General features: G+C 50.6%; 27 protein-coding genes and 3 pseudogenes. 27 read left to right on the top strand and 3 right to left on the bottom strand.

Translation table 11 applies throughout. The features are described from left to right. The 6 genes from AOY24_RS21020 to AOY24_RS21045 all read left to right on the top strand — a co-directional run. Positions 1 to 1,016 (top strand): major capsid protein (locus tag AOY24_RS21020; protein ID WP_054177141.1); only part of this gene is annotated, 1,016 nt, incomplete at its 5' end. Positions 1,017 to 1,025: 9 nt separating this feature from the next. Then, positions 1,026 to 1,367: a head decoration protein gene (locus tag AOY24_RS21025; protein WP_054177140.1), complete on the top strand. Its 342-nt coding sequence runs from the start codon at positions 1,026 to 1,028 to the stop codon at positions 1,365 to 1,367. 10 nt (positions 1,368 to 1,377) lie between these two features. Next, positions 1,378 to 1,755 (top strand): AlpA family transcriptional regulator, encoded by a 378-nt coding sequence (locus AOY24_RS21030; RefSeq protein WP_054177139.1) that lies wholly within the window; start codon positions 1,378 to 1,380, stop codon positions 1,753 to 1,755. 214 nt (positions 1,756 to 1,969) lie between these two features. Then, complete coding sequence (locus AOY24_RS21035; protein ID WP_054177138.1) at positions 1,970 to 2,479, top strand: terminase small subunit; 510 nt, start codon at positions 1,970 to 1,972, stop codon at positions 2,477 to 2,479. Positions 2,480 to 2,505: 26 nt separating this feature from the next. Beyond that, positions 2,506 to 3,096: a tail assembly protein gene (locus AOY24_RS21040; protein WP_082366208.1), complete on the top strand. Its 591-nt coding sequence runs from the start codon at positions 2,506 to 2,508 to the stop codon at positions 3,094 to 3,096. Continuing rightward, positions 3,093 to 3,479, top strand: a complete 387-nt coding sequence (locus AOY24_RS21045) for a hypothetical protein (protein ID WP_054177294.1) — start codon at positions 3,093 to 3,095, stop codon at positions 3,477 to 3,479. The genes AOY24_RS21040 and AOY24_RS21045 overlap by 4 nt, the downstream gene beginning before the upstream one ends. Positions 3,480 to 3,606: 127 nt before the next feature. Here the strand turns inward: AOY24_RS21045 and AOY24_RS21050 are convergent, their stop codons facing one another. Further along, on the bottom strand, positions 3,607 to 4,548 hold the full coding sequence (locus AOY24_RS21050) for a DUF2971 domain-containing protein (protein ID WP_235507539.1): 942 nt from the start codon (positions 4,546 to 4,548) through the stop codon (positions 3,607 to 3,609). A gap of 104 nt (positions 4,549 to 4,652) precedes the next feature. On the opposite strand from AOY24_RS21050, the pseudogene AOY24_RS21055 reads away from it, so the two are divergent. From AOY24_RS21055 to AOY24_RS25460, 19 genes and pseudogenes are all read left to right on the top strand, one after another. Then, a pseudogene (locus AOY24_RS21055) lies at positions 4,653 to 5,441 on the top strand (major capsid protein); the annotation flags it as partial. A 46-nt stretch (positions 5,442 to 5,487) separates the two neighbouring features. Further along, a complete protein-coding gene (gene gpFI, locus AOY24_RS21060; protein ID WP_054177295.1) occupies positions 5,488 to 5,886 on the top strand; it encodes a DNA-packaging protein FI in 399 nt (132 codons plus the stop codon). An 11-nt stretch (positions 5,887 to 5,897) separates the two neighbouring features. Continuing rightward, on the top strand, positions 5,898 to 6,251 hold the full coding sequence (locus AOY24_RS24285; protein WP_072185429.1) for a head-tail joining protein: 354 nt from the start codon (positions 5,898 to 5,900) through the stop codon (positions 6,249 to 6,251). Positions 6,252 to 6,260: 9 nt separating this feature from the next. Further along, entirely contained in the window at positions 6,261 to 6,815 is a 555-nt protein-coding gene (locus AOY24_RS21065) for a phage tail protein (RefSeq protein WP_054177296.1), read from the top strand. Further along, complete coding sequence (locus AOY24_RS21070; RefSeq protein WP_044266885.1) at positions 6,812 to 7,210, top strand: phage minor tail U family protein; 399 nt, start codon at positions 6,812 to 6,814, stop codon at positions 7,208 to 7,210. Before AOY24_RS21065 ends, AOY24_RS21070 begins: the two co-directional genes overlap by 4 nt. 7 nt (positions 7,211 to 7,217) lie before the next feature. Beyond that, on the top strand, positions 7,218 to 7,955 hold the full coding sequence (locus tag AOY24_RS21075; protein ID WP_054177297.1) for a phage tail protein: 738 nt from the start codon (positions 7,218 to 7,220) through the stop codon (positions 7,953 to 7,955). A 34-nt stretch (positions 7,956 to 7,989) separates the two neighbouring features. Further along, positions 7,990 to 8,403, top strand: a complete 414-nt coding sequence (gene gpG, locus AOY24_RS21080; RefSeq protein WP_046401853.1) for a phage tail assembly chaperone G — start codon at positions 7,990 to 7,992, stop codon at positions 8,401 to 8,403. A gap of 8 nt (positions 8,404 to 8,411) precedes the next feature. Further along, positions 8,412 to 8,726 (top strand): annotated as a pseudogene (locus tag AOY24_RS21085) (phage tail assembly protein T); the annotation flags it as partial. Then, positions 8,710 to 11,223, top strand: a complete 2,514-nt coding sequence (locus AOY24_RS21090; RefSeq protein WP_054177298.1) for a phage tail tape measure protein — start codon at positions 8,710 to 8,712, stop codon at positions 11,221 to 11,223. The pseudogene AOY24_RS21085 and the gene AOY24_RS21090, both read left to right, overlap by 17 nt. A gap of 5 nt (positions 11,224 to 11,228) precedes the next feature. Next, positions 11,229 to 11,576, top strand: a complete 348-nt coding sequence (locus AOY24_RS21095; RefSeq protein WP_054177299.1) for a phage tail protein — start codon at positions 11,229 to 11,231, stop codon at positions 11,574 to 11,576. Beyond that, entirely contained in the window at positions 11,573 to 12,328 is a 756-nt protein-coding gene (locus AOY24_RS21100; protein WP_054177300.1) for a phage minor tail protein L, read from the top strand. The genes AOY24_RS21095 and AOY24_RS21100 overlap by 4 nt, the downstream gene beginning before the upstream one ends. Position 12,329: 1 nt before the next feature. Further along, positions 12,330 to 13,046 carry a C40 family peptidase gene (locus tag AOY24_RS21105; protein ID WP_046401858.1) on the top strand — a complete coding sequence of 239 codons (717 nt, stop codon included), beginning with the start codon at positions 12,330 to 12,332 and terminating at the stop codon, positions 13,044 to 13,046. Positions 13,047 to 13,053: 7 nt separating this feature from the next. Next, positions 13,054 to 13,728 carry a hypothetical protein gene (locus tag AOY24_RS21110; RefSeq protein WP_152967219.1) on the top strand — a complete coding sequence of 225 codons (675 nt, stop codon included), beginning with the start codon at positions 13,054 to 13,056 and terminating at the stop codon, positions 13,726 to 13,728. 41 nt (positions 13,729 to 13,769) lie between these two features. Then, positions 13,770 to 14,177 carry a hypothetical protein gene (locus AOY24_RS21115; RefSeq protein ID WP_046401860.1) on the top strand — a complete coding sequence of 136 codons (408 nt, stop codon included), beginning with the start codon at positions 13,770 to 13,772 and terminating at the stop codon, positions 14,175 to 14,177. Between the two features lie 55 nt (positions 14,178 to 14,232). Further along, entirely contained in the window at positions 14,233 to 14,817 is a 585-nt protein-coding gene (locus AOY24_RS21120; protein WP_054177302.1) for a tail assembly protein, read from the top strand. A gap of 51 nt (positions 14,818 to 14,868) precedes the next feature. After that, positions 14,869 to 18,078 carry a host specificity protein J gene (locus tag AOY24_RS21125; protein ID WP_054177303.1) on the top strand — a complete coding sequence of 1,070 codons (3,210 nt, stop codon included), beginning with the start codon at positions 14,869 to 14,871 and terminating at the stop codon, positions 18,076 to 18,078. Between the two features lie 7 nt (positions 18,079 to 18,085). Then, positions 18,086 to 19,048: a DUF6453 family protein gene (locus AOY24_RS21130; RefSeq protein ID WP_054177304.1), complete on the top strand. Its 963-nt coding sequence runs from the start codon at positions 18,086 to 18,088 to the stop codon at positions 19,046 to 19,048. Positions 19,049 to 19,057: 9 nt separating this feature from the next. Beyond that, a pseudogene (locus AOY24_RS25455) lies at positions 19,058 to 19,465 on the top strand (phage tail protein); the annotation flags it as partial. A gap of 1,581 nt (positions 19,466 to 21,046) precedes the next feature. Then, a complete protein-coding gene (locus tag AOY24_RS25460; protein ID WP_229237777.1) occupies positions 21,047 to 21,427 on the top strand; it encodes a tail fiber domain-containing protein in 381 nt (126 codons plus the stop codon). Positions 21,428 to 21,704: 277 nt separating this feature from the next. Here the strand turns inward: AOY24_RS25460 and AOY24_RS21140 are convergent, their stop codons facing one another. Then, the gene (locus AOY24_RS21140) at positions 21,705 to 21,947 is read right to left on the bottom strand and encodes a DinI family protein (RefSeq protein WP_054177306.1); all 243 of its coding nucleotides are present in this window, start codon (positions 21,945 to 21,947) and stop codon (positions 21,705 to 21,707) included. A 77-nt stretch (positions 21,948 to 22,024) separates the two neighbouring features. On the opposite strand from AOY24_RS21140, the gene AOY24_RS21145 reads away from it, so the two are divergent. Together AOY24_RS21145 and AOY24_RS21150 are read left to right on the top strand one after the other, a co-directional pair. Then, a complete protein-coding gene (locus AOY24_RS21145; protein ID WP_054177307.1) occupies positions 22,025 to 22,444 on the top strand; it encodes a translesion error-prone DNA polymerase V autoproteolytic subunit in 420 nt (139 codons plus the stop codon). Positions 22,445 to 22,446: 2 nt separating this feature from the next. Beyond that, a complete protein-coding gene (locus tag AOY24_RS21150; protein WP_054177308.1) occupies positions 22,447 to 23,715 on the top strand; it encodes a Y-family DNA polymerase in 1,269 nt (422 codons plus the stop codon). Here the strand turns inward: AOY24_RS21150 and AOY24_RS21155 are convergent. Further along, positions 23,708 to 24,379, bottom strand: coding sequence for an SOS response-associated peptidase (locus AOY24_RS21155; RefSeq protein ID WP_054177309.1), 672 nt, complete (start codon positions 24,377 to 24,379; stop codon positions 23,708 to 23,710). The two genes, AOY24_RS21150 and AOY24_RS21155, sit on opposite strands and share 8 nt — an antisense overlap. Between the last annotated feature and the right edge of the window lie 66 nt (positions 24,380 to 24,445).

Genomic DNA, 24,445 nt, shown 5'->3' on the forward strand with positions numbered 1-24,445 from the left:
CGCTTGTCCGGGTTGTAAGTGCTGAGGATATCCAGAAGCAGCTTAAAACCCTTTTCACAGATTTATTCTTTACCCGCGCGGTAACGTTCGAAACACGCGATATCATCCTGGACACTATCGACGACCCAAATATTCCGATCGCAGCGTTTTGTTCACCTATGGTTGGTAGTAAGGTGGCGCGTGATGAGGGCTATGAATCAAAATCCATCCGTCCGGGTTACATGAAGCCCAAGAGTAGTATTGACCCAAATAAACTGGCCGTTCGCCCGGCTGGTGTCACACCAGAACAATACAGCACGCTCGACACCCGCAATATCAAGATTAAGCAGGCCATTCTTAAACAGTCGATTGCTATCCGGGCGCGTATTGAATGGCTTGCGGTTCAGGCTGTCACTACCGGGAAAAATATCATTGAAGGGGAAGGTATTGAGCGCTACGAACTGGACTGGAATATCAAAACCCAGAACATGATCATTCAGTCTGGTGGTGCAGCCTGGTCAGGTAAAGACAAGGCAACATTTGACCCAAATGACGATATTGAAGCCTATTCAGAACTGAGTGAAGGGGTAACAAATATCATCATCATGGGTGGAAACGTCTGGAAGAAATATCGCTCATTCAAAGCGATTAAGGATGTGCTCGATACTCGTCGCGGATCAAATGCTCAACTGGAAACGGCACTTAAAGACCTGGGTGATTCAGTGAGCTTTAAGGGATATATGGGAGACGTTGCAATCGTGGTTTATAGCGGTCGCTATACCGATGAAGACGGCACCGAAAAATATTTTCTCGATCCTGATTTGATGGTGCTTGGAAATACGGCCCTGCAGGGGATTGTGGCTTATGGTGGGATTCAGGACCCTGAACTTATCCGTATGGGGATCACCAAAGCAGAACTCGCGCCTAAAAATTACATCGTGCCTGGCGATCCGGCTATTGAATACGTCCAGACCCATTCCGCGCCGCAACCTATTCCGGCTCGTATTAACCGCTTTGTCACCGTTCGAGTGGCTTAAGGAGCATTCATGACTACGCATTACACTGAGCTGGTGGCTGGTACCGAGGCGCTGGTGTCTACTCTGGGGATATTTGTTGGTGGTAAGGGGGTTATCCCGGCGCTTACGCCGCTGATGCAGGATAACACCACTGGCGCTCTTGTTGTCTGGGATGGCGTGAACGCAGGACAGGCGGTGTATGTGTCGTGCTTTGCCGTTGATACCGCCAGTCAGACACAGGCGCAGGTCTATAAAGCGGGCGTGATGAATGTTGACGTGCTCAACTGGCCTGAGGCTGTGACGACCCTCTCTGCTAAGGTTGCCGCCTTTGTTGGCTCTGGTATTTCTGTTCAACCGCTGGCACTGGTGTAAGGGGATTACAATGAAAGAAAACAGCCTGATGGCAACTGCCGATGCCCTCTATCCGGATTCTGTTGTGCGCGAGCTACAAGAACTGGCAGACAAGATGAACGTAAGTGAGCGCCTGGTTGATATGAATCAGGTGATTGAACTGACCACACTAAGCCGCAGAACGTTACTGAACCTCGAGGCTCGTGGTGAATTTCCGGCGCGTGTACAGGTCACTGAGGGTCGCAAGGCCTGGTATCTGAGTGAAGTGATTGAGTGGATTAACAACATTCCCCGTTGCTCTGAGACATGCCAGATCCCTGTACCAGTCAAACCAGAAGCTTCGCTATGCCTCAAGACTGAACGAGTTCGCCGCCAGGTCCGTGATGGGAAAAGCAAGCTGGTAGGCTGATCGGACAGGCTCGATTGACCCGGTAATTGGGCGCGGGTCCTTTCGGGAGATCCGGCTTACTACGGGGCGGCGACCTCGCAGAATAGCGCTATTTATGAGATTTTCTGAGATGCTGGTGGTGGTGTTGTTGTTCGTTGTATCAGTATGATTTAGATGGTTTTTATTACTTCAATACACCCACCTGAGCATTAAAAAAACGGTATAAAGGTGGAAAATGGCTCAGCATCTACTGAATAAGAAGAACATGGCAAAAAGCTGTAAGGTCGGTGTGACAGCTTTCGACAAATGGGGCATCGAACCGATACAGCGTATCGGGCGTGAGGCATTTTATGATGTTGCCAGCGTGGTGAGTAACAGGGTTGAAAATGAGCTGAGTAAAATTATGGATCAGGGCGGCGACATTGATGACGCTGAACTGTTAAAGGCCCGGATTCGCCTGACGAACGCCCAGGCAGATGCGCAGGAGTTGAAGAATGCCCGTGAAACAGGCGAGGTTATTGATACTGCATTTGCCACTTATGTCCTTGCGAAACTTGCCGCAGAAATCGGTTCAATCATGGATAGTCTTCCTCTGACAATAAACCGTAAATTTCCGGACATGGAGACTCGCTACTCCAATGCTATCAAAGTTGAGGTAAACAGGGCGGTAAGCCGTGCTTCAACTGTTGCTGACCTTATTCCTGAAATGGCTGAGCGGTACATTGAAGAAAATCAGAAGGGCTGAATACTATGAATCCATGTGCAGAAGTCATGACAACTATCAAACTGAGTGGATCTTTAGCTTCTTTATTCGGCAGAGAACATCAGCGCCTTATCGGTCCGACGCGTGAAGCATTCAGAGCATTATCAGCCACTATTCCGGGATTTGAGAAATTCATGAACACCAGCAAGGCGCGGGGACTCACTTTCGCTGTGTTCGTGGATAAAAATAATGTCACGCAGGATGATCTCGATTTTCCAAATGGTGGGCGGACGATTCGAATTGTTCCGGTAATTATGGGTAGCAAGCGTGCTGGTGCTCTGCAGACCATTCTTGGCGCCGTCCTGGTGGTTGTTGGCGTTCTGGGGTCAACTATCGGGCAAGCATGGGGTGGTGGTGTATGGGGGCCGGCATCCTGGAAGATTGGGGCGGCAATGATGGCGGGGGGGATTGTGCAGATGTTATCTCCTCAGCCCACAGGGTTAGCCAGCAAGCAAGACCCGGATAACCAGGCGTCATACGCATTTGGTGGAGTGACTAATACAACCGCCCAGGGTAATCCTGTGCCAGTGGCTTACGGTAAGCGTCGTATCGGTGGCGCAATCATCTCCGCTGGCATCTATGTGGAGGATCAGCAATGAACGACAAGGCGCAATTATGGCCGGAAGGTGAGCTTTTCACACGTGAAGTGGTGATTCCTACAGGAGCGGGGTTACCAGAGGACGGTGTGGAACCTGTTGGTTATGAAGATTTCCCCATAATGGTTACCTTTATTGTTCCTCCGTTTGAAGTGGTGGTGGAAACGTGGAGGAATACGGATCCGGCTAAATCGTTCGGCCTTTTTCGTCAGTTCATCGTGGAATGGGATCAAGAGGATGTGCTTTCCGATAAGGTCCTTATGGGGTTTCTGTACGCTTATCCCGGAACAGATGAAGCGCTTTTTAAAAGCTGGACAGAGTATATGAAAAGCAGACTGGCATGCAGTGAACATCAGTTTACAATGCTCAGTCATACAATTAACTGAGGCTCTGCCAATCGAGCCTCAATCTGTCCTGCAGAAGTAAGAGCATGAAAAATCTAATGCAAATATGCTCAGAAGTAACAAGTCCAGAGAAATAAATATATCGATAATAGACTTATCATGATTGTTTTTATGTCTGAAGTAGTGGTTCGATAGATATTTCTCTATTCTTGCCAAATGAACTTTTATAAACTTTTGCTCTTGGGTAGTTTCTTAATTGCATAAGTACATAATCTATCTCTTTTTCCTCAAAAAGAGGCCCAAGTATTATAGACTTCAATTCAAGGGGATGAAATTTAAAGTCGCTAAAATATTTTGGGTCATTAGGATGGGCGTAAGTCGATATTCTCCATTCTTTTTCATAAGACCAATCTTTAGTCTTAATATAGGTTACCTCTGTGTTAATGTATTCAATGGATTGTTTATCTGGTAAGAATAATAACTCAGCCATGCCTTCTGCGGTATATGTTAATGGAATTTGATCTGTATAGTTCACAGGTTTAGCAATTAACCATGCGCTATCAAGAAAATCTATACAATCAAATTCAATAACAATGCCTTTATAGTTGTCAGCATAATGATTCCACATAGGCGGGATCGTTGCACTCTCTGAAAAGCATAAAATCCTTCTTTCATTTAGCAATTCTTTCCAGATTTCTTTCATTTCTTGTATTGCTAATGGTGCACCTAGTCCAACTGGAGGATTTTTCAAAATACCTTGTAATTCTTCAATTAATTCGGCTGGTATACCTTGTGGAAATTGTTTTTTGAATACATCTAAGAGTGGTGTAATTCGATGGTTTAGGCCCTCAATGTTCTCACGTGGATTAATCAGTTCTTGTATTAATTTTGATGCAAGGGCTTTCCCTATGTTAATTTCATTAATATCTGGCATCAGTTCTCTTGGAACGTCAAATGGATCGTTGAAGATGATAGGAGAACTCCATCTAAGGCTGCATGTATCAATAACAATCTTTCCTGTATTCAATGACATATATTTAAAAAATGTTGAACGCTCATGTATTCTGTTTGGTGATCGCATAGGAGCCTCTTTTTTAATCAGTTTCAACATTACTCTGTATTGCTAGGTGTATTGCAACTTATAATTTTGAGTATTAATTCTACATAACAATTCCTATAAAATCATTCATATACTTTCATATTTGACTCATGTAACCGAAGCACGAGGTAAACCCGCAAATGACGCTTCGTCGCCTGCCTGACGAAGATCCGCAGAACCTCGCCGATCCGGCATACCGCCGTCGCCGCATCATCCTCCAGAACATGAAAGATGAAGAGCTGGCGATTGCCCAGGTCGAAGAGATGCAGGCGGTTTCGGCTGTGCTCTACGGTAAATACACCATGACAGGGGATAAGTTTGACCCGGTTGAGGTGGATATGGGGCGCAGTGCTGTCAACAACATCATCCAGGCTGGCGCGGCGGCATGGTCCGGCAAAGACAAAGAAACGTATGACCCGACGGAGGATATCGAAGCGTATGCGCTTAATGCCAGCGGCGTGGTCAATATTATTGTTTTTGACCCGAAAGGCTGGGCACTGTTCCGTTCTTTCAAGGCAGTAAGAGAGAAACTGGATACCCGTCGTGGCTCAAACTCCGAGCTGGAAACCGCGCTCAAGGACCTGGGCAAAGCGGTGTCTTTCAAGGGCATGTACGGCGATGTCGCGATTGTGGTTTACGCCGGGCAGTACATTGAAGGCGACGCCAAAAAGAACTACCTGCCGGATCTTTCTATGGTGCTGGGCAACACTCTGGCGCGCGGTCTGCGTACCTATGGCGCAATTCAGGACGTTGACGCACTGAATGCCGGTATCAACTCCTCCACGCGTTATCCGAAAAACTGGATCCAGACCGGCGATCCGGCGCGTGAGTTTACGATGGTCCAGTCTGCGCCACTGATGCTGCTGGCCGATCCTGATGAATTTGTGTCGGTAAAACTCGCGTAATTCCTCTCGTATGGCCCTTCGGGGCCATTTCTCTGGAGCACTATCCATGACAGCAAAAGAAAAACTGGTTGAGCGCCTGAAAGCGCTTGGCGCACAACTTGGGCGTGATGTGAACGTTACCGGCACTGTCGAAGAACTGACGATGCGGGTTGCAGAGCTTGAGGAAGAGCTTGACGACGGTAACGATGACGAACAGTCCGGTGATAACGGGATTAACGCGCAGGAAAACGCCACGGACAATCCTGATGATGATCAGGTGCAGGAGAAACCCGCGGTAACGGATACCGGGCTGGTGACGGTTATTACGCGCGCCACCCTGCACATCGATGCGCTGCATGAAACAGAAAATACGCCTGTCGCCATCGCTGTGACAGGGATGTCGATCCGTGTTCTGCCGCATGAAGCCGAAGCATTGATTGCTGGTGGGCTTGCCAGCGAAAAATAACCGGGGGCGACGTGGCTGATTTCGACAACATTTTCGATGCTGCTCTGTCCCGTGCTGATGATGTTATTCGTTGCGCTATGGGGGTTGAAGCCTCAGTGACTTCCGGTGAAATGGCGGGGCAAACGATACGAGGTGTTTTTGATGATCCCGAGAGTGTCGCGTATGCGGGCAGTGGTGTCCGGGTGGAAGGTACAAGCCCGTCATTGTTCGTGGAGACATCTTCTGTCAGCGAGTTGCGGCGCCCCGATACCCTGGTGATCAACGGTTCGTCTTACTGGGCTGATCGTATCGGGCCGGATGATTGCGGAAGCTGTCATGTTTTCCTTGGTAAAGGTTCGCCGCCGGGATCAAACCGACGGCGTTAAGGGGGAGGCATGTCCATTAAAGGGCTGGAACAGGCAATCACAAACCTGAACAGTATCAGTACTACCGCTGTGCCGCGTGCTTCTGCGCAGGCGGTTAACCGTGTTGCGACACGCGCAGTCAATAAAAGCGTCTCCGTCGTATCGAAAGACACCCGTGTGCCACGCAAACTGGTTAAACAGCGCGCCAGGGTAAGGCGTGCCACGGTGAAGAAGCCACGGGCGCTTATCCGTGTAAACCGGGGTAACCTGCCGGCGATCAAACTCGGTACCGCCAGTGTCAGACTTTCCCGCCGCAAACGTGACAGGCGAGGGGCAAACAGTGTGTTGCGCATTGGTCCGTTTCGTTTTCCGGGCGCATTTATTCAGCAACTGAAAAACGGTCGCTGGCATGTTATGCGGCGAACGGCAAAACCCCGCTACCCGATTGAGGTCGTCAGCATCCCGCTGGCGGTGCCACTGACAACGGCGTTTAAGGATGAACTGCCAAAACTGATGGAAACCGATATACCCAAAGAGCTACGGGCATCCCTTAAAAACCAACTCAGGCTGATTCTGAAACGATGAAACACAGTGATATCCGACAGGCGATTATCGATGCCCTTGAAGGGACTATCGGTCATGGCGCGATTTATTTTGACGGCCGGCCGGTGGCATTTGAAGAAAATGAATTTCCGGCAGTGGCTGTTTTTCTGACGGACGCAGAACCAACAGATGCTGTCCTGGATGCAAATGAATGGCAGGCCACCCTGCATATCGAAGTTTTTCTGCCTGCCCAGGTCCCTGATTCCGAACTGGATGAGTGGATGGAGTCCCGTGTTTACCCGGCTATGGCGGATATTCCGGCGCTGGAGGGGATCGTTACGCTCATGAATGTCCTGGGGTATGACTACCAGCGCGATGAGGATCTGGCGCTGTGGAGTTCCGCCGACCTTAAATATTCCATTACTTACGAAATGTGAGGATGCTATGCCAACACCAAACCCGCTTGAGCCTGTAAAAGGTGCAGGCACCACGCTGTGGATTTATAACGGCACGGGGAATCCGTTCGCCAACCCGCTTTCGGATATCGACTGGAGCCGCCTGGCGAAAATCAAGGATCTGACACCGGGAGAAATGACGGCTGAATCGTATGATGATACCTATCTCGACGATGAAGATGCAGACTGGAGTGCAACGGCTCAGGGGGAAAAATCAGCTGGGGATACGTCCTTTACGCTGGCCTGGAAGCCGGGTGAAGCCGGTCAGAAAGACCTGGTAACCTGGTTTAATGATGGCTCGGTCCGCGCTTACAAAATCAAATACCCGAACGGTGCTGTTGATGTGTTCCGCGGCTGGTGCAGCAGTCTCGGCAAGGCGATCCCTGCCAAAGAAGTCATCACCCGCACAGCAAAAGTCACCAACACCGGCAAACCTGGACTGGCAGAAGAAAGCGGCGAGCCGGTTGTTCCGGTAACCGGCGTCACGCTGGATAAAGAGACTGCAGCGGTGGGTATTGGTGACACGACCACAGTGGTCGTCGGGATTACTCCTGCAGGGGCATCAGATAAAACCTTCCGCCTTTCCTCATCCGATCCGTCAGTGGCGACAGCAACTGCCAGTGATGACACCGTCACGATTACGGGGGCGGCGGCAGGTACCGCAGATATTGTGGTCATGACCAATGATGGCCTTTTCGTGGCGATCTGCAGCGTAACCGTTTCCTGAATACCGGGGCTTCGGCCCCGTCCCGGAGTTAATCATGTTTCTGAAAAGCGAACCGCTAAAGCATAACGGTGCGAGCGTTACGTTGTATGAGCTGTCGGCGCTGCAGCGTATTGAGCATCTTGAATACCTGAAAAAAATTGAAGCCGTTGAAGAAGGGGATATCCAGACAGCCATGGAAACCACTGTGCGTGGCAGTGCATTTGTGGTGGCGATGTCACTATGGCACGCCCATGCACTGAAAGGCACGCTGCCTGGTGGTGCTGCCGAAGAGGTTAAAAAAATACAGGACGAGGTGCTGTCTACCTGGCCTCTCGAGGTGCTGGCACTGGCTGAATACAGGATAAAAATCCTGTCCGGTATGTTACCGCCGCCAGAAGACGTTACTGAACCTGAAAGCGACATTCAGGCAGAGCCGGTCACCGCGGAAAAGTCCTCGCCAGCGAGCTGACGTTCGTCATGAAGCTGGCGCGTGAGTTCAGTCGTCCTGACTGGCGCGCAATGCTGGCTGGCATGTCCTCCACGGAATACAGCGACTGGCGTATTTTCTACCGGGACAATTATTTTCATGACGTGCAGCTTGATGCTCACTTTTCAGGTTTGCTCTACACCCTTTCATCGATGTTTTTCCGTGACCCGGATTTGACTCCTGCCATCTTCAGCATACTGACACCGACTCCCGACGATTTGCCACCGGAAGAGCCTGATGACGATATGTTGATGGCGAAGGCGTCAGGAATGACAGGAGGCGTTCGCTATGGCCCAGACGGCAGTCGGGGATCTGGTTGTTAACCTTGACGTTAACTCGACAAAATTTAATGAACAGATAACCCACGTTAAGCGACAGTTCAGACAAACAGGGGATGCGGCTAATGATACGGAGTTACGTATCCGGCAGGCGTTCTCGCGTCAGGAAATTGCGGCAAAAAAAGCCGGTCTTTCCGTGGGGCAGTACTCGAATGCGATGCGTATGCTGCCCGCACAATTTACAGATATTGCGACGCAGCTGGCGGGCGGGCAGAGTCCGTGGCTCATTATGCTGCAGCAGGGCGGGCAGGTTAAAGACTCATTCGGCGGGATTATTCCCACGTTCCGGGCTTTGACGGGGGCCATATCTCCGCTGATGGTGGGTGTTGGCGCATTGTCAGTGGCAACGGGGGCGTTATTTTATTCGTGGTACCAGGGCTCATCCACGCTTTCAGATTTCAATAAAACGCTCGTTCTTTCAGGTAATTCGGCAGGCCTGACGGCAGACAGAATGCTGGTTCTGGCAAGAAACGGACAGAGTGCCGGGCTGACGTTCAGCCAGACGAGTGAGGCGCTGATGGAACTGGTTAATGCCGGCGTGCGCGCCGGGGCGAATTTCGATGCGATGAGCCAGTCAGTTTCCCGCTTTACTGAAGTGTCCGGCGTTCCGGTTGATAAGGTTGCTGCAGCGTTTGGCAAACTGACGAATGATCCTACCTCCGGTCTTATCGCGATGGCCCAGCAGTTCCATAACGTGACGGCTGAGCAGATTGCGTATGTTGCGCAGTTGCAACGTGCCGGTGATGAGGCTGCTGCCCTGCAGGCGGCTAATGATGCGGCAACCAGCGGGTTTAACGAACAGACAAAATCCCTGCGCGACAATATGGGGACCATTGAGTCAGCAGCGGATTCCCTGAAGCGCGCTTTTAAATCGATGTGGGATGCGGCGCTGGACGTCGGGCGACCGGATACAGCGCAGGAGATGGTCAGTAAGGCAGAAGCCGCGTTTAAGCGTGCGGATGAAATCTGGAACCTGCGTAGAAACGACGGGTACGTGAACAGTGAAGCGCGTGACCGGTTCTGGAATGACAGGGAAACAGCCAGGATGGCGCTGGAAATGGCACAGCAGCAAGCGGGTGTTGCAAGGGCGAATGAGGAGAATGCCTCCCGTGAAGCGGTTGCTGAGTCTGACAGGCAGAAATATGCCGCCCAGGCACAGGCTAACTATACAAAAACACAGTCTGCACTTGAGAAGTACACACAAAGGCAGAATGAGCTGAATAAGGCGCTGAAAGAAGGGCGCATTCTTCAGGCAGATTACAACATTAATATGTCGGCGGCGAAAAAGGAGTACGAGGATTCACTGAAAAAGCCGGGCAAGGCTCCGGCGGTGAAAACGCCCTCCGGCGTCAGGGCCGTCGATACCGCCAGAGCACAGACGATTGAACTGCAGGCGCAACTGAGAACACTTCAGGAGCACCGCAGTATTACTGACACCATTAGCCAGCAGCGGCAGGAGCTCTGGCGCCAGCAGTCACGGTTTACTGTCCTTGAAGAAGCCGCGAAAACACGAACCCTTTCCACTCAGGAAAAATCCTTACTGGCCAGCAAGGATGAAGTCCTTTCCCGCGCAGAGGTTAACGCGCGTCTAGGTGATCAGATCATGGCGCAGGAGCGCCTGAACCGGCTGCAGGATACTTCCCGGAAATACGTCACGCAGATCGGCGAGAAAACGCGGGCGCTGGTTGCTGGTGGTGCGATGAGTAGCCGGGCAGCGCAACGTCAGAATGAAGAAGCACAGCTTCGTCAGGGATGGCTCAATGCGGGGGGTACTGATACCGATCAGGGCTACCAGAATGAACTGAGCGCACTGAAAAACTACTACGCAGCGCAGGACAATCTGCGCGGTGACTGGCTGTCTGGTGCTAAATCAGCATGGGCTGACTATGTCGACTCCGCGACCGATGCATACGGGCAAGTTAAAACAGCGGCAGCAGCCACGTTTGATGGATTCTCGAAAAATCTCGGCGATATGCTGGTATCGGGAAAAGCGAAGTGGTCTGACTTCACCCGCTCTACCCTGTCCATGCTGGCACAAATTTCCATGAAGCAGGCGCTGGTTGGTCTGGCCAGTTCTGCATCAACAGCCATGGGGTTTGCGGGCGGTGGTTTTACTGGTTCAGGTGGGAAGTATGAGCCCGCCGGGGTGGTTCACCGTGGTGAATTTGTTTTCACAAAAGAGGCTACCAGCCGGATCGGCGTCAGCAACCTTTACCGGATGATGAAGGGCTATGCCTCTGGTGGTCTGGTCGGTGGTGGTACAACTGGTCCGGCGGCACCCTTCGGCGTCAGTGTCTATGCGCCGGTGACAGTTGAAAATCCCTCCTCCGGTACACAGCAGCAGAACAACGGGGAAGCGCTGGGACGAGCCTATCAACAGGTGATTAATAAATCGGTGCATGAAGGGATTGCCAAAGCGATCCAGCCTGGCGGTCTAATCTGGAATGCGACAAAAGGCAGGTAGGTTTTATGGCAATAGAAACTTTTACCTGGCGTATCCAGGCGGCAAGTCAGCCGACAACGGGCAGCAGGGATGCTGTACGGAAGGTGCAGTTTGGTGACGGGTATACACAAATCAGCGGATCGGGACTGAATGATGAAGTGCTCACCTATGAGTTTTCATATACAGGAAACCCGGAAACAGCGCTGGAAATCTACGCGTTTTTACGCCGGCATAAAACGAAGTCCTTTATTTTTACGCCCCCTTACGAGGATAAAAACCTGTGGCGGGTTGAGGCTGACAGCCTCAGGAAGGTGGTCAAAAACAAAAAGGTTATGACCATTACAGCAACATTCGAGCAGGCATTTGCACCATGACATTGCACACAGATTATCAGAAGCTTGAGCCAGGCAATCCGGTGCGGCTTTTTGAAGTCGACGGAACCGCGTTTGGTGTGTCTGACGTGATGCATTTTCACGCGCATAACGTCGCGTATACGCCGGAGGAAATTAACGCTGCCGGCGGTGATGAAAGTAAACTTCCGGCAAAGTCGATCTGGTGGCAGGGGAATGAATATAAAGCATGGCCATGTCAGATCGAAGGCATTGAGGCAACCACTGACGGCACCAGCCCACAACCCAAACTCAGCATAGCCAATCTCGACAGTTCGATTACTGCCCTGTGTCTTGCTTATGATGATCTTCTGCAGGCGAAGGTCTCTGTCCACGATACTCTGGCGAAGTATCTTGATGCCAGAAATTATACTGGCGGTAACCCGACAGCCGATCCGACGCAGGAGAAGCTGAAGGTTTTCTACATTGACGCTAAAAGCAGCGAAACCAACGAGGTTGTTGAATTTACGCTGACCAGCCCGATGGACCTGCAGGGGCTGATGATCCCGACGCGCCAGTTGCATTCTCTGTGTACCTGGTGCATTCGCAATAAGTATCGCTCTGGCGATGGTTGTGATTACGCCGGCACGCGCTATTTCGACAAAAACAACAAGCCCGTCAGTGATCCTTCCCTGGATGAATGCAACGGCACTCTGACAGCATGCAAACTGCGACATGGTGAAAGTAACGAATTGCCGTTTGGCGGGTTCCCCGGTACCTCTTTGATCAGGAGTTAATATGCGGCAAAAAACCATTAGTGCCATTATGGCGCATGCCGCTGCCGTGTATCCTCGGGAATCCTGTGGTGTGGTGGCGCAGAAAAGCCGTGTTGAGCGTTACTTTCCGTGCCGCAATCTGGCAGCAGAACCGACAGAGCATTTTCATCTTTCACCGGAGGATTATGCGACCGCGGAAGACTGGGGAACGGTGATCGCCATCGTTCACAGCCATCCGGATGCAACAACGCAACCGAGTGAACTGGATAAGGCTCAGTGTGACGCAACGTTGCTTCCCTGGCATATCATTAGCTGGCCGGAAGGTGATTTACGGACCATTCAGCCTCGCGGGGAGCTACCGCTGCTCGAGCGACCGTTTGTTCTTGGTCACTTCGATTGCTGGGGGCTGGTGATGAGCTACTTCCGGCAAACCCACGGGATAGAACTTCACGATTACCGCGTGGATTATCCGTGGTGGGAAGATCAGTATCCGGATAATTTTTATCAGGAGTGCTGGTTTGAATGCGGATTCAGGGAGTTTAAAGGTGCTCCTCAGCCTGGTGATATGGTGATCATGCAGGTACAGGCGAATAAGTGGAACCATGCCGGGATCCTGCTGGAAGGTAACATGCTGCTGCATCACCTTTACGGACACTTGAGCCAGCGTGTCCCGTATGGTGGATACTGGCAAGATAGGACAATTTTAGTAGTTCGTCATGTCGGTCTATTTGATGGATAATGGCAAGATGATTAATCATCACAAAGGCAATTTAATTAAAATGATAGCTAATGTCTTATATTATGTAAAAATAGCATTAATTGTTTTGTTAATAGTCGCTGGAATTTTGCTGTGTGCTAATGAAATATTAGGCTGTAAAGTTAATTTATGGACAGGGGGGAGCTATATATTAGCGGGTGTTGGGGGGGCGGCAGCTGTGGAACGCATATTTAGCAAAGAATTGAATTTAGATACTACCAATATTATTGTAGTGGCTGTTTTTATTTTAGGGGTTATAGGGATTGTTAATCAGTCAACAGCACTGGATATCAAGCATATTGATCTTCGTAGCGACCTTACTATTGCTTTTAACAATGCTTCCGATAAGTGCGGTGATAAATCAATTATTTTTAATAACGCGGCAAAAACTTGCGCTTTAGGACCTGTTTACACTAGTTCTGAGTTAATCTATCAATTATCACTTGCTCAACATCTAAACTCTTCTCTTACAGTGATTGATGGTATAGCTCACTCTTTTGATAAGGTAAAGGCAGATCCGTGTATATATAATTACTATAAATATTCAGGCCAATGTCCAGATAGTTTTGGTACGATTAAGGAGAAATATAAGGAGTTTTCTCTTGAACATATTGAAGTGTGTGAAAAATTCTTCCCTGGGTTGTATATGAAGTTTTTTATTTGAATCTGTTTTAACGTTGACGTTTTTATTGAGGGTAAGTATGTATGAGAGCTATTCTTCTATTTGTTGCTGTTTTGGGATTGATTGGGTGTGCTCGTCCATATGGTCCAGCCGAGCAAATTTTAAATCAAGAGTTAGTGACACCTAATAACAATAAAGAGCAAACGAAAATTACCATTACCAGGAATAAACAATTTATTGGCGGTGGCAGTGGGGGAATGTGTAAATTTTTAATTGCAATCGATGATAGAGATTTAGCTCTTCTCCGTCAAAATCAGTTCGTAACCGCCTATTTAGATAAAGGTCCTCATAAGTTACGAGTAAGTAATGATTGCGCAACCCTCAGTATGGGTATGCGTAAGACGCTTGATATCATTGCTGATGGGGCTGAACAGGAATACATTACTGAACAAGGCGTGTGGGGCCAATATAGGATGTGGCGAACCAAGTAATATATTGTATTTTAGGCCGAAAAATTTCGGCCTTTTTATTGGGGGTTTCGAATACATGACTATGATTACTATTGTGCTTGGCGGAATTTTAGGTAAAACTTTCGGTAAATCACATAATCGTGTTGTTACAACTACGGCAGAAGCTATTAGAGCTTTATGTTGTACTATAAATGGCTTTGAAAATTACCTGAATACCAGTAAGCAAAGAGGGATAACTTATGCTGTTTTTCGAGGCAAAAAGAATTTAAGTAAAGAGGATTTAGCATTTCCTGTAACAAAAGAAATAATTCGTATTGTACCTGTGGTAATAGGAAGCAAAAAATCAGGAGTTTTACAAACAATACTTGGAGCTGTATTAGTCGTTGTAGGTGTCGTATTAAGTTTTACTCCAGCAGCTGCAGCCGCACCATGGTTTTATGGTACAGGAGCATCAATGATGCTCGGTGGGGTTATACAAATGCTTTCTCCGCAACCAGCTGGTCTCGCCAGCAAGCAGGATGCAGCTAATCAGGCCAGTTATGCTTTCGGTGGCGTGACGAATACCGCCGCACAGGGTTACCCCGTTCCTCTTCTTTACGGTAAGCGTCGCATCGGTGGCGCAATCATCTCCGCCGGCATCTACGTCGAAGATCAGCAATAAAAAATCACTTTCCTCCAGGCCACCTTCGGGTGGTTTTTTTATGGGAACGATATGGTAACTGCAACTGCGATTAAAGGCCGCAAGGGCGGCAGTTCGAAGACCCGCACACCAACTGAACAACCCGATGACCTGCAGTCGGTTGCAAAAGCAAAATTCCTGATTGCGCTGGGTGAAGGCGAATTTGCGGGACAGTTGACCGGGAAAGACATCTACCTTGACGGAACGCCCATTGAAAACTCTGACGGTTCGAAAAACTTCGGTGGAGTGGCCTGGGAGTTTCGTCCGGGTACTCAGGCACAAAAATATATTCAGGGGATACCGGGTACCGAAAATGAAATTAATGTGGGTACGGCGATCTCCAGCAGTACGGCATGGACGCATACGTTCACAAATACCCAGCTTTCAGCCATCCGCCTGCGTCTGAAATGGCCTTCACTTTTCAGGCAGGAAGACGATGGCGACCTGGTCGGGTACTCGATTAATTATGCGATCGATCTGCAGACCGACGGCGGCGCATGGCAGACAGTGGTCAACACGCGCGTGACCGGGAAAACCACATCTGGTTATGAGCGCAGCCATCGCATTGCTCTGCCGCAGGCAGGAACAACATGGACAGTGCGACTTCGCAAAATCACCGCCGATGCCAACAGTGCAAAAATTGGCGATGCGATGACGTTGCAAAGCTACACCGAGGTGATCGATGCCAAGTTGCGCTATCCGAACACCGCTTTGCTCTACATTGAATTTGACTCCAGTCAGTTTAATGGCTCTATTCCGCAGATTTCCTGCGAGCCGCGCGGGCGCATAATTCGTGTTCCGGATAATTACAACCCCGAAACCCGGACCTATGGTGGTACATGGACCGGCGCGTTTAAATGGGCGTGGACAGACAACCCGGCCTGGATTTTTTACGATCTGGTTGTAACGGATAGGTTTGGTCTTGGTAATCGCCTGACGGCGGCAAACATCGATAAATGGACGTTGTACCAGGTTGCGCAGTATTGCGATCAGCCGGTGCCGGACGGTAAGGGTGGCAGTGGTACCGAGCCCCGTTATATCTGCAACGTCTACGTGCAGAACCGGAATGAGGCATACACCGTGCTGCGGGATTTCGCGGCCATATTCCGTGGCATGACTTACTGGGGTGGCAATCAGATAGTGGCGCTGGCGGACATGCCCCGCGATATCGATTACACCTATACACGCGCCAACGTAATTGACGGGCAGTTTGTCTATTCAAGCAGCACAACCAAGACCCGCTATACAACGGCGCTGGTCTCCTGGTCCGATCCGGATAATGCTTATGCGGATGCGATGGAGCCGGTGTTTGAACAGTCGCTGGTTGCCCGGTACGGCTTCAATCAGCTCGAGCTCACTGCAATCGGCTGCACCCGGCAATCGGAGGCAAACCGTAAGGGGCGGTGGGGGATCCTGACCAACAACAAAGATCGGGTAGTTACTTTCTCTGTTGGTCTGGACGGTAACATCCCGCAGCCGGGTTATGTCATTGCGGTCGCCGACGAAATGCTGTCGGGGAAAGTCACCGGCGGTCGTATCAGTTCGGTGAACGGCAGGGTTCTCACTCTGGATCGTGTGGCTGATATAGCTCCCGGTAATCGTCTTATTGTGAACCTGCCGTCCGGCGTGTCGCAGGCCAGAACAGTCCAGGCGGTGAACGGCAGGACCATTACAGTCACGACAGCTTACGGAGAAACACCGCAGGCCGAATGTGTATGGGTTGCTGAATCAGATGAGCTCTATGCGCAGCAGTACCGCGTTGTGAGTGTGGCCGATAATAACGATGGCACATTCACGATTTCCGGGGCTTCTCATGATCCGGATAAATATGCCCGCATTGATACTGGCGCCATCATTGATCAGCGGCCTGTCAGTGTCGTTCCTCCGGGTAATCAGCATGCGCCGGAAAACATCATTATCAGTTCGTTTTCCGTTGTTCAGCAGGGTATCAGCGTCGAGACGATGCGTGCCAGCTGGGACCAGGCACCCAATGCCATCGCTTATGAGGCACAGTGGCGCCGCAATGATGGCAACTGGGTAAACGTACCGCGCAGTTCCACCACGTCTTTCGATGTTACGGGGATTTATGCCGGGCGCTACCTGGTGCGTGTGCGTGCCATTAACGCCGCGGAGATCTCCTCCGGATGGGGTTACTCGGAAGAGAAAACACTGACGGGTAAGGTCGGTAACCCGCCGAAGCCGGTTGGTTTTATGGCAACGGGCATCAACTGGGGTATTCGTCTGAACTGGGGGTTCCCGGCAAACACTGCTGATACGCTGAAAACGGAGATTCAGTACACCGCGAACAGTGATTTTTCAGATCCGTTGTTGCTTTCTGATGTGCCTTATCCTTCATCGGAATACACACAACTCGGCTTGAGAGCGGGGCAGGAGTTCTGGTACCGCGCGCAACTGGTGGATAAGACCGGAAACGAATCGGGATATACCGACTGGATCCGCGGCATGTCCAACGATAACGCCGATGACTATCTCGGCGATATTGCGGATGGCTTCCTGACTTCCGAAGATGGCGATCGCCTGACCGGAGACATTGACACCAGTCTGGAAGCTGCACTGCAAAATGCTCTGGCGAATCATTCAACCGTTGAGCATCAGTGGGCGCAGTTTGGAGAGGTCCGTGCAGATATCCTGATTGTTAAAACAACCATCGCTGATGTTGATAAAGCGATGGCTGAACTGTCCACACAGGTTCAGGCGCAGATCGAGGATGTGACCGCCACGCTGGAGGACAAGCTCACTGCGGTAGTTGATGCGGACGGGGCGACAGCAATTCACACGCTGAAGGCTGGTGTGCGAATCAACGGCGTGATGTACAACGCCGGGATGTCGATTGCAGTGCTGGCGCAGGATGGTCAGCCCGTGATTACCCGTGTCGGTTTTAACGCCAACCAGTTTGTGCTGATGAGCGGCAGTGGAACGACTCAGTATTCACCATTTGCCGTTGTAAACGGTCAGGTGTTTATCAGTTCAGCGTTTATCCAGGACGGAACGATCACCAATGCCAAAATTGCGAACTATATACGGTCCACATCTTATATTTCAGGTCCTACAGGAACAGGATGGAATATAGATAAAAATGGGAACTGTGAATTTCACGGGAAGTTTTACGCAGCCAGTGGTGAGTTTGCTTTTAATGGTGTGAATAATACGGTCGTTATTAACGGCAATGGAATTACTGTCAATCTGTCTGGCGGTGGACGAGTCGTTGTCGGTAAATGGTAGGTGAATTATGCCAGAAGGTATTCTGATTGATTATAACGATGGTCGCCCGGTGATGGCGATTACAGCGGGGCTTCGTGCCCCGTCCTTTTGTACGAACTTTTCGGGGCGCGGTACGGCCGGTAATCAAATGACAATAAGCACCCCGCTAACACCAGGGTCACAGGTTATTGTCGTACCAACGAAGCCGGCAGAAGTCCAGGAAATCATCGATAACCAGGTATTTCTTCAAATCCCAGTATCAATGGCGTCAGTTGTAAGAAATGGAAATAGCGGAGTAATCATCAACGGCGGTCCCCAGTTCGGTTACAACCTCATCCCGCAGGACTGGCGCGGCACGGTTCTTGAGATATTGCCTGCTGGAACTTATAACACCGGCCTGCTGGTGGCTGACTCTACCGATTTCACCGCTATATCAAACAACGCTAAATTAATGACATGTGCGTGGGTTGGGCAGTGGGTTGTGAACGGGTCCCGCGCCCTTCCTGTAAGCGGGATACCCTTCGCCCGCTGGGATAATGGCGGTGTATCAGTAGGATTCGACGGCACCAATATTATTGTGCGGGATACTAATTACACCGGGGCCGATGACGTTACAGGGAGCGTTACATTAGACCTGGTTATATTCAATAATACCGCTCCGGTTGGTGGGGACGGTATCACCATGACCAACTCAGCGGGGCAGGTGACATTTTCCACACTTAAGCGTCCGTTTATTTACGAACGCCTTCTTACCGTGTCCGACAGTAACCAGACAGTCGGAACCAGCTTTACGCAATTATGTTTTGTCGGGTCAAATAGCCGCAAGATTGGTGACTACGATAATGTGCGCTTTAAGGGAATGATTCGGTCCGGGAGTAATATCCGCGCCGGGCTTAGTCGGGTTGTTGGTAATTATTACAACCAGGGCTTTAACAATAATTTTAACCAAAACATCGCAATGCCAATCCTTGTCCTTCCCCCAATGTATTGAGGAAATAATATGTCAGCAGGAACATTAACCCTGACCAATAACTCAGATTTGGTCTCCGGGGCAGGCACCTCATTTTCCACGGAACTGACCGCCGGTGATTTCGTTGTTGCTACCGTTGGGGGTGTAACTTATACGCTGCCGGTTAAGTCCGTTGAAGGTGATACTGAAATCACCCTCATCAGCAAATATCCCGGCCCAACACAGCAAGGCTCCGCGTGGAATGCAGTACCACGTGCCACACAGAACCAGGTTACGGCGGCGTTGGTGGTGCAGAGCACCGAGGCATTGCGTGGGCTGAACTACGACAAACAAAACTGGCAGGCTGTATTCAGTGTGGACGGTCATATCACCGTCATGTTACCGGATGGCTCCTCCTTCTCTGGCCCCTCGTGGTTAAGTATTGCAAACATTCTGAACACACTGGATGTTGAGTATCTCGATCAACTTGCTGCACAAATCAAACAGGATGCGCAGCAGGTTGAAGCCGATAAAAACACTGTCGTTGAAACTGCATCACAGGTATCAACTGATGCGCAGACTGCGTCAACAGCTGCAACTGGCGCGCAGGGCTCAGCCACTGATGCTGCCCAGAGCGAAACGAATGCCGAAGACTATAAGGAACTGGCTCGTAAATATGCACTTAATCCGGAGGATAACCCGGTAACAGGTAACGAATATTCAGCGCTTCACTATTCGGAGAAAGCGAAGAAATCCGCAGCAGAAGCGGCATCTCACAATCCTGCTGAGGCACTCGTTAAATCGCTGAACCTGTCAGACCTGGCGGACCGTGCCGCCGCCTGGCTTAACGTTCGCCCGATCGGGTCAACCCCGTTAGCGGGAGACCCGGTAAACCCATATGACGCAACGACGCAACGTTGGGTGGAGAACTATGTATCTGGCGGAGGTGGAACCGGACCAACCATGAACGGGGTACAAAACTTCGGCGTGGGTATGCCGATTTTGTGGACCAGTCGCGCCTTTACTCCGGCGTGGGCGGTGGTGTCGGACGGGCAGATCCTTAACCGTGCCGACTGGCCTGAACTATGGGTGCACGCGCAAATGCACACGCCGATCGACGATGCCGATTGGTTGGCTAACCCTGGGAAGCGAGGCAACTACTCAAACGGCGATGGATCGACTACTTTCAGGGTGCCAGACTTTAACGGTGTTCAAAGCGGGTCAATTCCGGGGCTATTTGGTCGGGGCGATCAGGGTGGATTATTGCCAGCGGGCAATGTATACGAAAGCGCCGCACCTGACATTGCCGGTACATTAAACTTCCGGCAAGTTCGAGCGCCAGCGGGAGAATTAAATAATAACCTGGTTGGGAGTGGTGGCGCGTTCTCCACATCAACCGGAACAACAGGACAGTACGGACCTATTAGCCTCAACGGCACGCTAGCCACTGCGTTGCAGTTGCTATCATTTAAAGCTTCCGACAGTAACCCTGTATATGGGCGTAGCGCTAACCAGGTATGGCCTAACTCTTTTGTCGGTGTCTGGATCATCCGCGCATCCGGCGGGTTTACGGCGGCTAACACGTTGTGGAGCGTTATTAACGAGGACGCAGAAGCACCAGGCCCCGGAGTATTAACGCGCGGCGGTAATGTGATTAGCTCTTATAAAATCGCCGGTGTAGAAGTGGCGCGTGGGTCACTGAGTGTATCGCATAACACGTATTCTTCCGGTTTCAGAGATGTGAGTGCCGTAATAGAAGCATGGAGCACAGACGCTTCGGCTTCATGGTCATTTAACCACGCTGGATTTATAAAGCCTAATACCCCTAGCGGTCAATTCATCACGCAAGCCGAAATCGGCCTTTCTGGGGGGTTATTTTCCAACGGAGACCGATTTATTGCCGTAGGGCTTCGCGACCAGAATACGGCAAACGCCGATGCCGTTGGAAAAACGTGGATAATGTCGCTTAATGGTACATCAGGCTTGCAATTTATTGCCCGTAACCGCGCGCAGTCGAACGTGGGGCAATTGGTTATTAACATGCCGTACTCAAGCGGCACATTAGCGCTTCAGGGTACATCGGGTCTGGCATATAAGCGCGACATAAAAGATGCCGACCTTGCGGAAGCAGTAAACCGTATTGATGCACTTCGCATGGTTAACTTCGTGTACAACGACGACGAGCAGAACCGCGAGCGATTCGGCATTATCGCGGAAGAAGCAGAACTGGTAGCGCCGCAATACATCAAACACAACTCTGAAGAAATCGCCGATATCATGGATGACGACGGTAACAAGATTGGGGCGGAAACTCGTGATCGGCCATCTGTAGACAACAACCCGATCGTGATGGACTTACTGGGGTATGTGAAGCACCTGAAGGCAGAGATCGAAATGCTGAAAACGGCATTGAAGGGTTAATTAACTGAAGGGGCCAGTTGGCCCCTTTCCCACGCGAACTTTATCTCCAGTTTTGTTTTCCCTGCCTTACGGCTTCCATAATGGCCGCTCCAGTATGTTCATATTCAGGAAGCGAGAGAACATGCCAATTTTTGCGCAGATATGCCAGGAGGCAGCAACGCTCGCCTACCGTACCTTTGACGGCAAAATTACGCATATTGTCCGGTGGAACAGGGAGGCGCTCACCGGGTTTAGGGAAATAGATTCTGATCCCCGATATGATCAATGAGTCCATAATTCACTCACTTACCAGCCACATATCCGCCTCTTCAAACATTTCCTGAACGGTGCGGCTTATCTGTTCCTTCTCATGCTTGCTGGCGTCAGTGTTGATCGCCGGCAGTGTCATCATCGGCTTAACCCGAACCTCAGCATCGGGGAAAATCCGGTGAACTCTCTTAGTCAATTCGCCCAGAATGATATCTTTTGCACCGGGCAGACCATCAAAATTCCTTTTGTCATAAACGAGTTCCACGAACATGCTTTAACTCCTCTTTACTGTGTTTAACGCCAGTATATACTGTATGTATAAACAGTATAAATGTGAGTGAGTTTATTATGAAGTTTTATTCACCAGCTGAGTTGCGCCAGATAGTTGCGCTTCCCTTATTTAGTGATCTTGTCCCATGCGGTTTTCCCTCGCCAGCGCAGGATTACGTTGAACAACGTATCGATCTAAATGAGTTGCTGGTGTCCCATCCCAGCTCGACATATTTCGTCAAAGCTGCAGGTGATTCGATGATAGAGGCCGGGATAAGCGACGGCGACCTGCTTGTGGTTGACAGCTCGCGCACTGCTGAACATGGAGACATTGTCATAGCTGCGGTTGAAGGGGAGTTTACTGTTAAGCGTCTGCAACTACGCCCAACCGTACAGCTCAATCCTATGAATAGTGCCTATAGTCCGATTATTGTTGGCGGCGAAGATACGTTAGACGTTTTCGGAGTTGTTACTTTCATAGTGAAATCGGCGAGCTGAGTATGTTTGCGCTCTGTGATGTGAATTCGTTTTACGCATCATGCGAGATGGTGTTCAGGCCTGATTTGAGAGGGCGGCCGGTTGTCGTTCTCTCGAATAACGATGGTTGTGTAATTGCGAGATCGGCAGAAGCCAAGGCTGCCGGAATTACCATGGGCGAGCCATTCTTCAAGCAGAAAGAACTTTTCAGGCGTGCCGGTGTTGTCTGCTTCAGCAGCAACTACGAGTTATACGCTGATATGTCCAATCGTGTTATGACCACGCTGGAGGAAATGAGCCCTCGCGTCGAAATTTATAGCATTGACGAGGCCTTTTGTGACCTGACAGGGGTCAGAAACTGCCGGGACCTGACTGATTTTGGTAAAGAGATCCGCGCGACGGTTCTAAAGCGTACGCACCTGACAGTAGGTGTTGGTATTGCCCAGACTAAAACACTTGCTAAGCTGGCCAATCACGCCGCCAAGAAATGGCAGAGGCAGACTGGCGGGGTCGTTGATTTGTCTAATATTGACCGCCAACGTCGGCTGTTGTCTATCGTGCCTGTAGAGGATGTGTGGGGTGTCGGTAGGCGTATCAGCAAGAGGCTCAATGCCATGGGCATCAAAACGGCTCTGGACCTCTCAGAGCAAAGTACCTGGATTATCCGCAAGCATTTTAATGTGGTACTGGAACGAACGGTCCGGGAGCTGCGTGGCGAACCATGTCTCGATCTGGAGGAGTTTGCGCCGGCAAAGCAGGAAATCGTCTGCAGCCGGTCATTCGGAGAACGCGTTACTGAATACGAACAGATGCGCCAGGCTATCTGCAGTTATGCTGCCCGTGGTGCTGAAAAACTACGTGGTGAGCACCAGTATTGCCGTTTTATCTCGGCGTTCGTGAAGACATCACCCTTTGCCCTAAATGAGCCATATTACGGCAACAGTGCGTCAATGAAGCTTCTGACACCTACACAGGATTCCCGCGACATCATCAACGCCGCGGTAAAGTGCCTGGACAAAATCTGGCAGGATGGGCACCGCTACCAAAAGGCTGGCATTATGCTCGGGGATTTCTTTAGCCAGGGTGTCGCACAGCTTAATCTGTTTGATGACAGTGCGCCGCGCGCCGGCAGCGAGAAGCTGATGGAAGCGTTGGATCAACTTAACGCCAAAGGCGGGAGGGGGACGCTGTATTTTGCAGGACAGGGCATCCAGCAGCAATGGGCGATGAAACGTGAGATGCTTTCGCCGCGGTACACAACAAGATTTGCCGATCTGCTGCGCGTTAAGTGACAGGCTCGATCATCTCTGGTCCCTGATTTTTCACATTGCCAACGGCGCGCGTCACGGCGTGCCAGATAAATTTATCTGCCGGCACTGCCCCGTCTGCTGCTATCTCTCCGGCTTCCTTTCCGCCAATATCCTGCCGCATCCATTCTCGCGCTGCTTCAGGTGACAGAACGAGAGGGCGGCGGTCGTGAATGTCTACCAGACCTTTATCGGCTGCAGCGGTGACAATCAGGAACCCTTCGGCATCATCACCGCGTTCGAACGGTATGCTGCCGATCGCCGCCATGAATATTGGCTGGCCGTCAGCCCGGTGGATGAAGTATGGCTGCTTCTTGTCGCCTTCCTTCTTCCACTCAAACCAACCATCAGCAAACACGATAGCCCGGCCATGTTGCCATAGGGGTTTAAACATTCTGCTGGTGGCTGCAGTCTCAACCCGTGCATTAATCAGCGGTGGTTTATCCCACCATCCGGGCGCATATCCCCAGAACACCGGATCCAGATGCAGTTGCTCGTCGCGCTCGCTCAGCAGCAGGACTTTGGTACCGGGCGCCACGTTGTACCGGCCTATAGGTTCAGGGTCATAAGCGATATCGCGGTCGGCTTCATCGGCCAGATATGCCAGGTATTCTTCGCGGGTCTGTGCTTGTGCAAAGCGTCCACACATATGAAACCTCCAGTCGGTCAGACTGAAAGTATAGAAGAGGATATGCGAGTGGCTGTTCTGGTGTTT

This window comes from Citrobacter sp. CtB7.12 (assembly GCF_001297795.1).
GTDB lineage: Bacteria > Pseudomonadota > Gammaproteobacteria > Enterobacterales > Enterobacteriaceae > Citrobacter_A > Citrobacter_A amalonaticus.

Excerpts from the sequence above, each read along its gene's own strand:
- AOY24_RS21025 (WP_054177140.1), top strand. The coding sequence starts at position 1,026 with ATGACTACGCATTACACTGAGCTGGTGGCTGGTACCGAGGCGCTGGTG.
- AOY24_RS21030 (WP_054177139.1), top strand. The coding sequence starts at position 1,378 with ATGAAAGAAAACAGCCTGATGGCAACTGCCGATGCCCTCTATCCGGAT.
- AOY24_RS21035 (WP_054177138.1), top strand. The coding sequence starts at position 1,970 with ATGGCTCAGCATCTACTGAATAAGAAGAACATGGCAAAAAGCTGTAAG.
- AOY24_RS21040 (WP_082366208.1), top strand. The coding sequence starts at position 2,506 with ATGACAACTATCAAACTGAGTGGATCTTTAGCTTCTTTATTCGGCAGA.
- AOY24_RS21045 (WP_054177294.1), top strand. The coding sequence starts at position 3,093 with ATGAACGACAAGGCGCAATTATGGCCGGAAGGTGAGCTTTTCACACGT.
- AOY24_RS21050 (WP_235507539.1), bottom strand. The coding sequence starts at position 4,548 with ATGTTGAAACTGATTAAAAAAGAGGCTCCTATGCGATCACCAAACAGA.
- gpFI (WP_054177295.1), top strand. The coding sequence starts at position 5,488 with ATGACAGCAAAAGAAAAACTGGTTGAGCGCCTGAAAGCGCTTGGCGCA.
- AOY24_RS21065 (WP_054177296.1), top strand. The coding sequence starts at position 6,261 with ATGTCCATTAAAGGGCTGGAACAGGCAATCACAAACCTGAACAGTATC.
- AOY24_RS21070 (WP_044266885.1), top strand. The coding sequence starts at position 6,812 with ATGAAACACAGTGATATCCGACAGGCGATTATCGATGCCCTTGAAGGG.
- AOY24_RS21075 (WP_054177297.1), top strand. The coding sequence starts at position 7,218 with ATGCCAACACCAAACCCGCTTGAGCCTGTAAAAGGTGCAGGCACCACG.
- gpG (WP_046401853.1), top strand. The coding sequence starts at position 7,990 with ATGTTTCTGAAAAGCGAACCGCTAAAGCATAACGGTGCGAGCGTTACG.
- AOY24_RS21090 (WP_054177298.1), top strand. The coding sequence starts at position 8,710 with ATGGCCCAGACGGCAGTCGGGGATCTGGTTGTTAACCTTGACGTTAAC.
- AOY24_RS21095 (WP_054177299.1), top strand. The coding sequence starts at position 11,229 with ATGGCAATAGAAACTTTTACCTGGCGTATCCAGGCGGCAAGTCAGCCG.
- AOY24_RS21100 (WP_054177300.1), top strand. The coding sequence starts at position 11,573 with ATGACATTGCACACAGATTATCAGAAGCTTGAGCCAGGCAATCCGGTG.
- AOY24_RS21105 (WP_046401858.1), top strand. The coding sequence starts at position 12,330 with ATGCGGCAAAAAACCATTAGTGCCATTATGGCGCATGCCGCTGCCGTG.
- AOY24_RS21110 (WP_152967219.1), top strand. The coding sequence starts at position 13,054 with ATGATTAATCATCACAAAGGCAATTTAATTAAAATGATAGCTAATGTC.
- AOY24_RS21115 (WP_046401860.1), top strand. The coding sequence starts at position 13,770 with ATGAGAGCTATTCTTCTATTTGTTGCTGTTTTGGGATTGATTGGGTGT.
- AOY24_RS21120 (WP_054177302.1), top strand. The coding sequence starts at position 14,233 with ATGACTATGATTACTATTGTGCTTGGCGGAATTTTAGGTAAAACTTTC.
- AOY24_RS21125 (WP_054177303.1), top strand. The coding sequence starts at position 14,869 with ATGGTAACTGCAACTGCGATTAAAGGCCGCAAGGGCGGCAGTTCGAAG.
- AOY24_RS21130 (WP_054177304.1), top strand. The coding sequence starts at position 18,086 with ATGCCAGAAGGTATTCTGATTGATTATAACGATGGTCGCCCGGTGATG.
- AOY24_RS25460 (WP_229237777.1), top strand. The coding sequence starts at position 21,047 with ATGCCGTACTCAAGCGGCACATTAGCGCTTCAGGGTACATCGGGTCTG.
- AOY24_RS21140 (WP_054177306.1), bottom strand. The coding sequence starts at position 21,947 with ATGTTCGTGGAACTCGTTTATGACAAAAGGAATTTTGATGGTCTGCCC.
- AOY24_RS21145 (WP_054177307.1), top strand. The coding sequence starts at position 22,025 with ATGAAGTTTTATTCACCAGCTGAGTTGCGCCAGATAGTTGCGCTTCCC.
- AOY24_RS21150 (WP_054177308.1), top strand. The coding sequence starts at position 22,447 with ATGTTTGCGCTCTGTGATGTGAATTCGTTTTACGCATCATGCGAGATG.
- AOY24_RS21155 (WP_054177309.1), bottom strand. The coding sequence starts at position 24,379 with ATGTGTGGACGCTTTGCACAAGCACAGACCCGCGAAGAATACCTGGCA.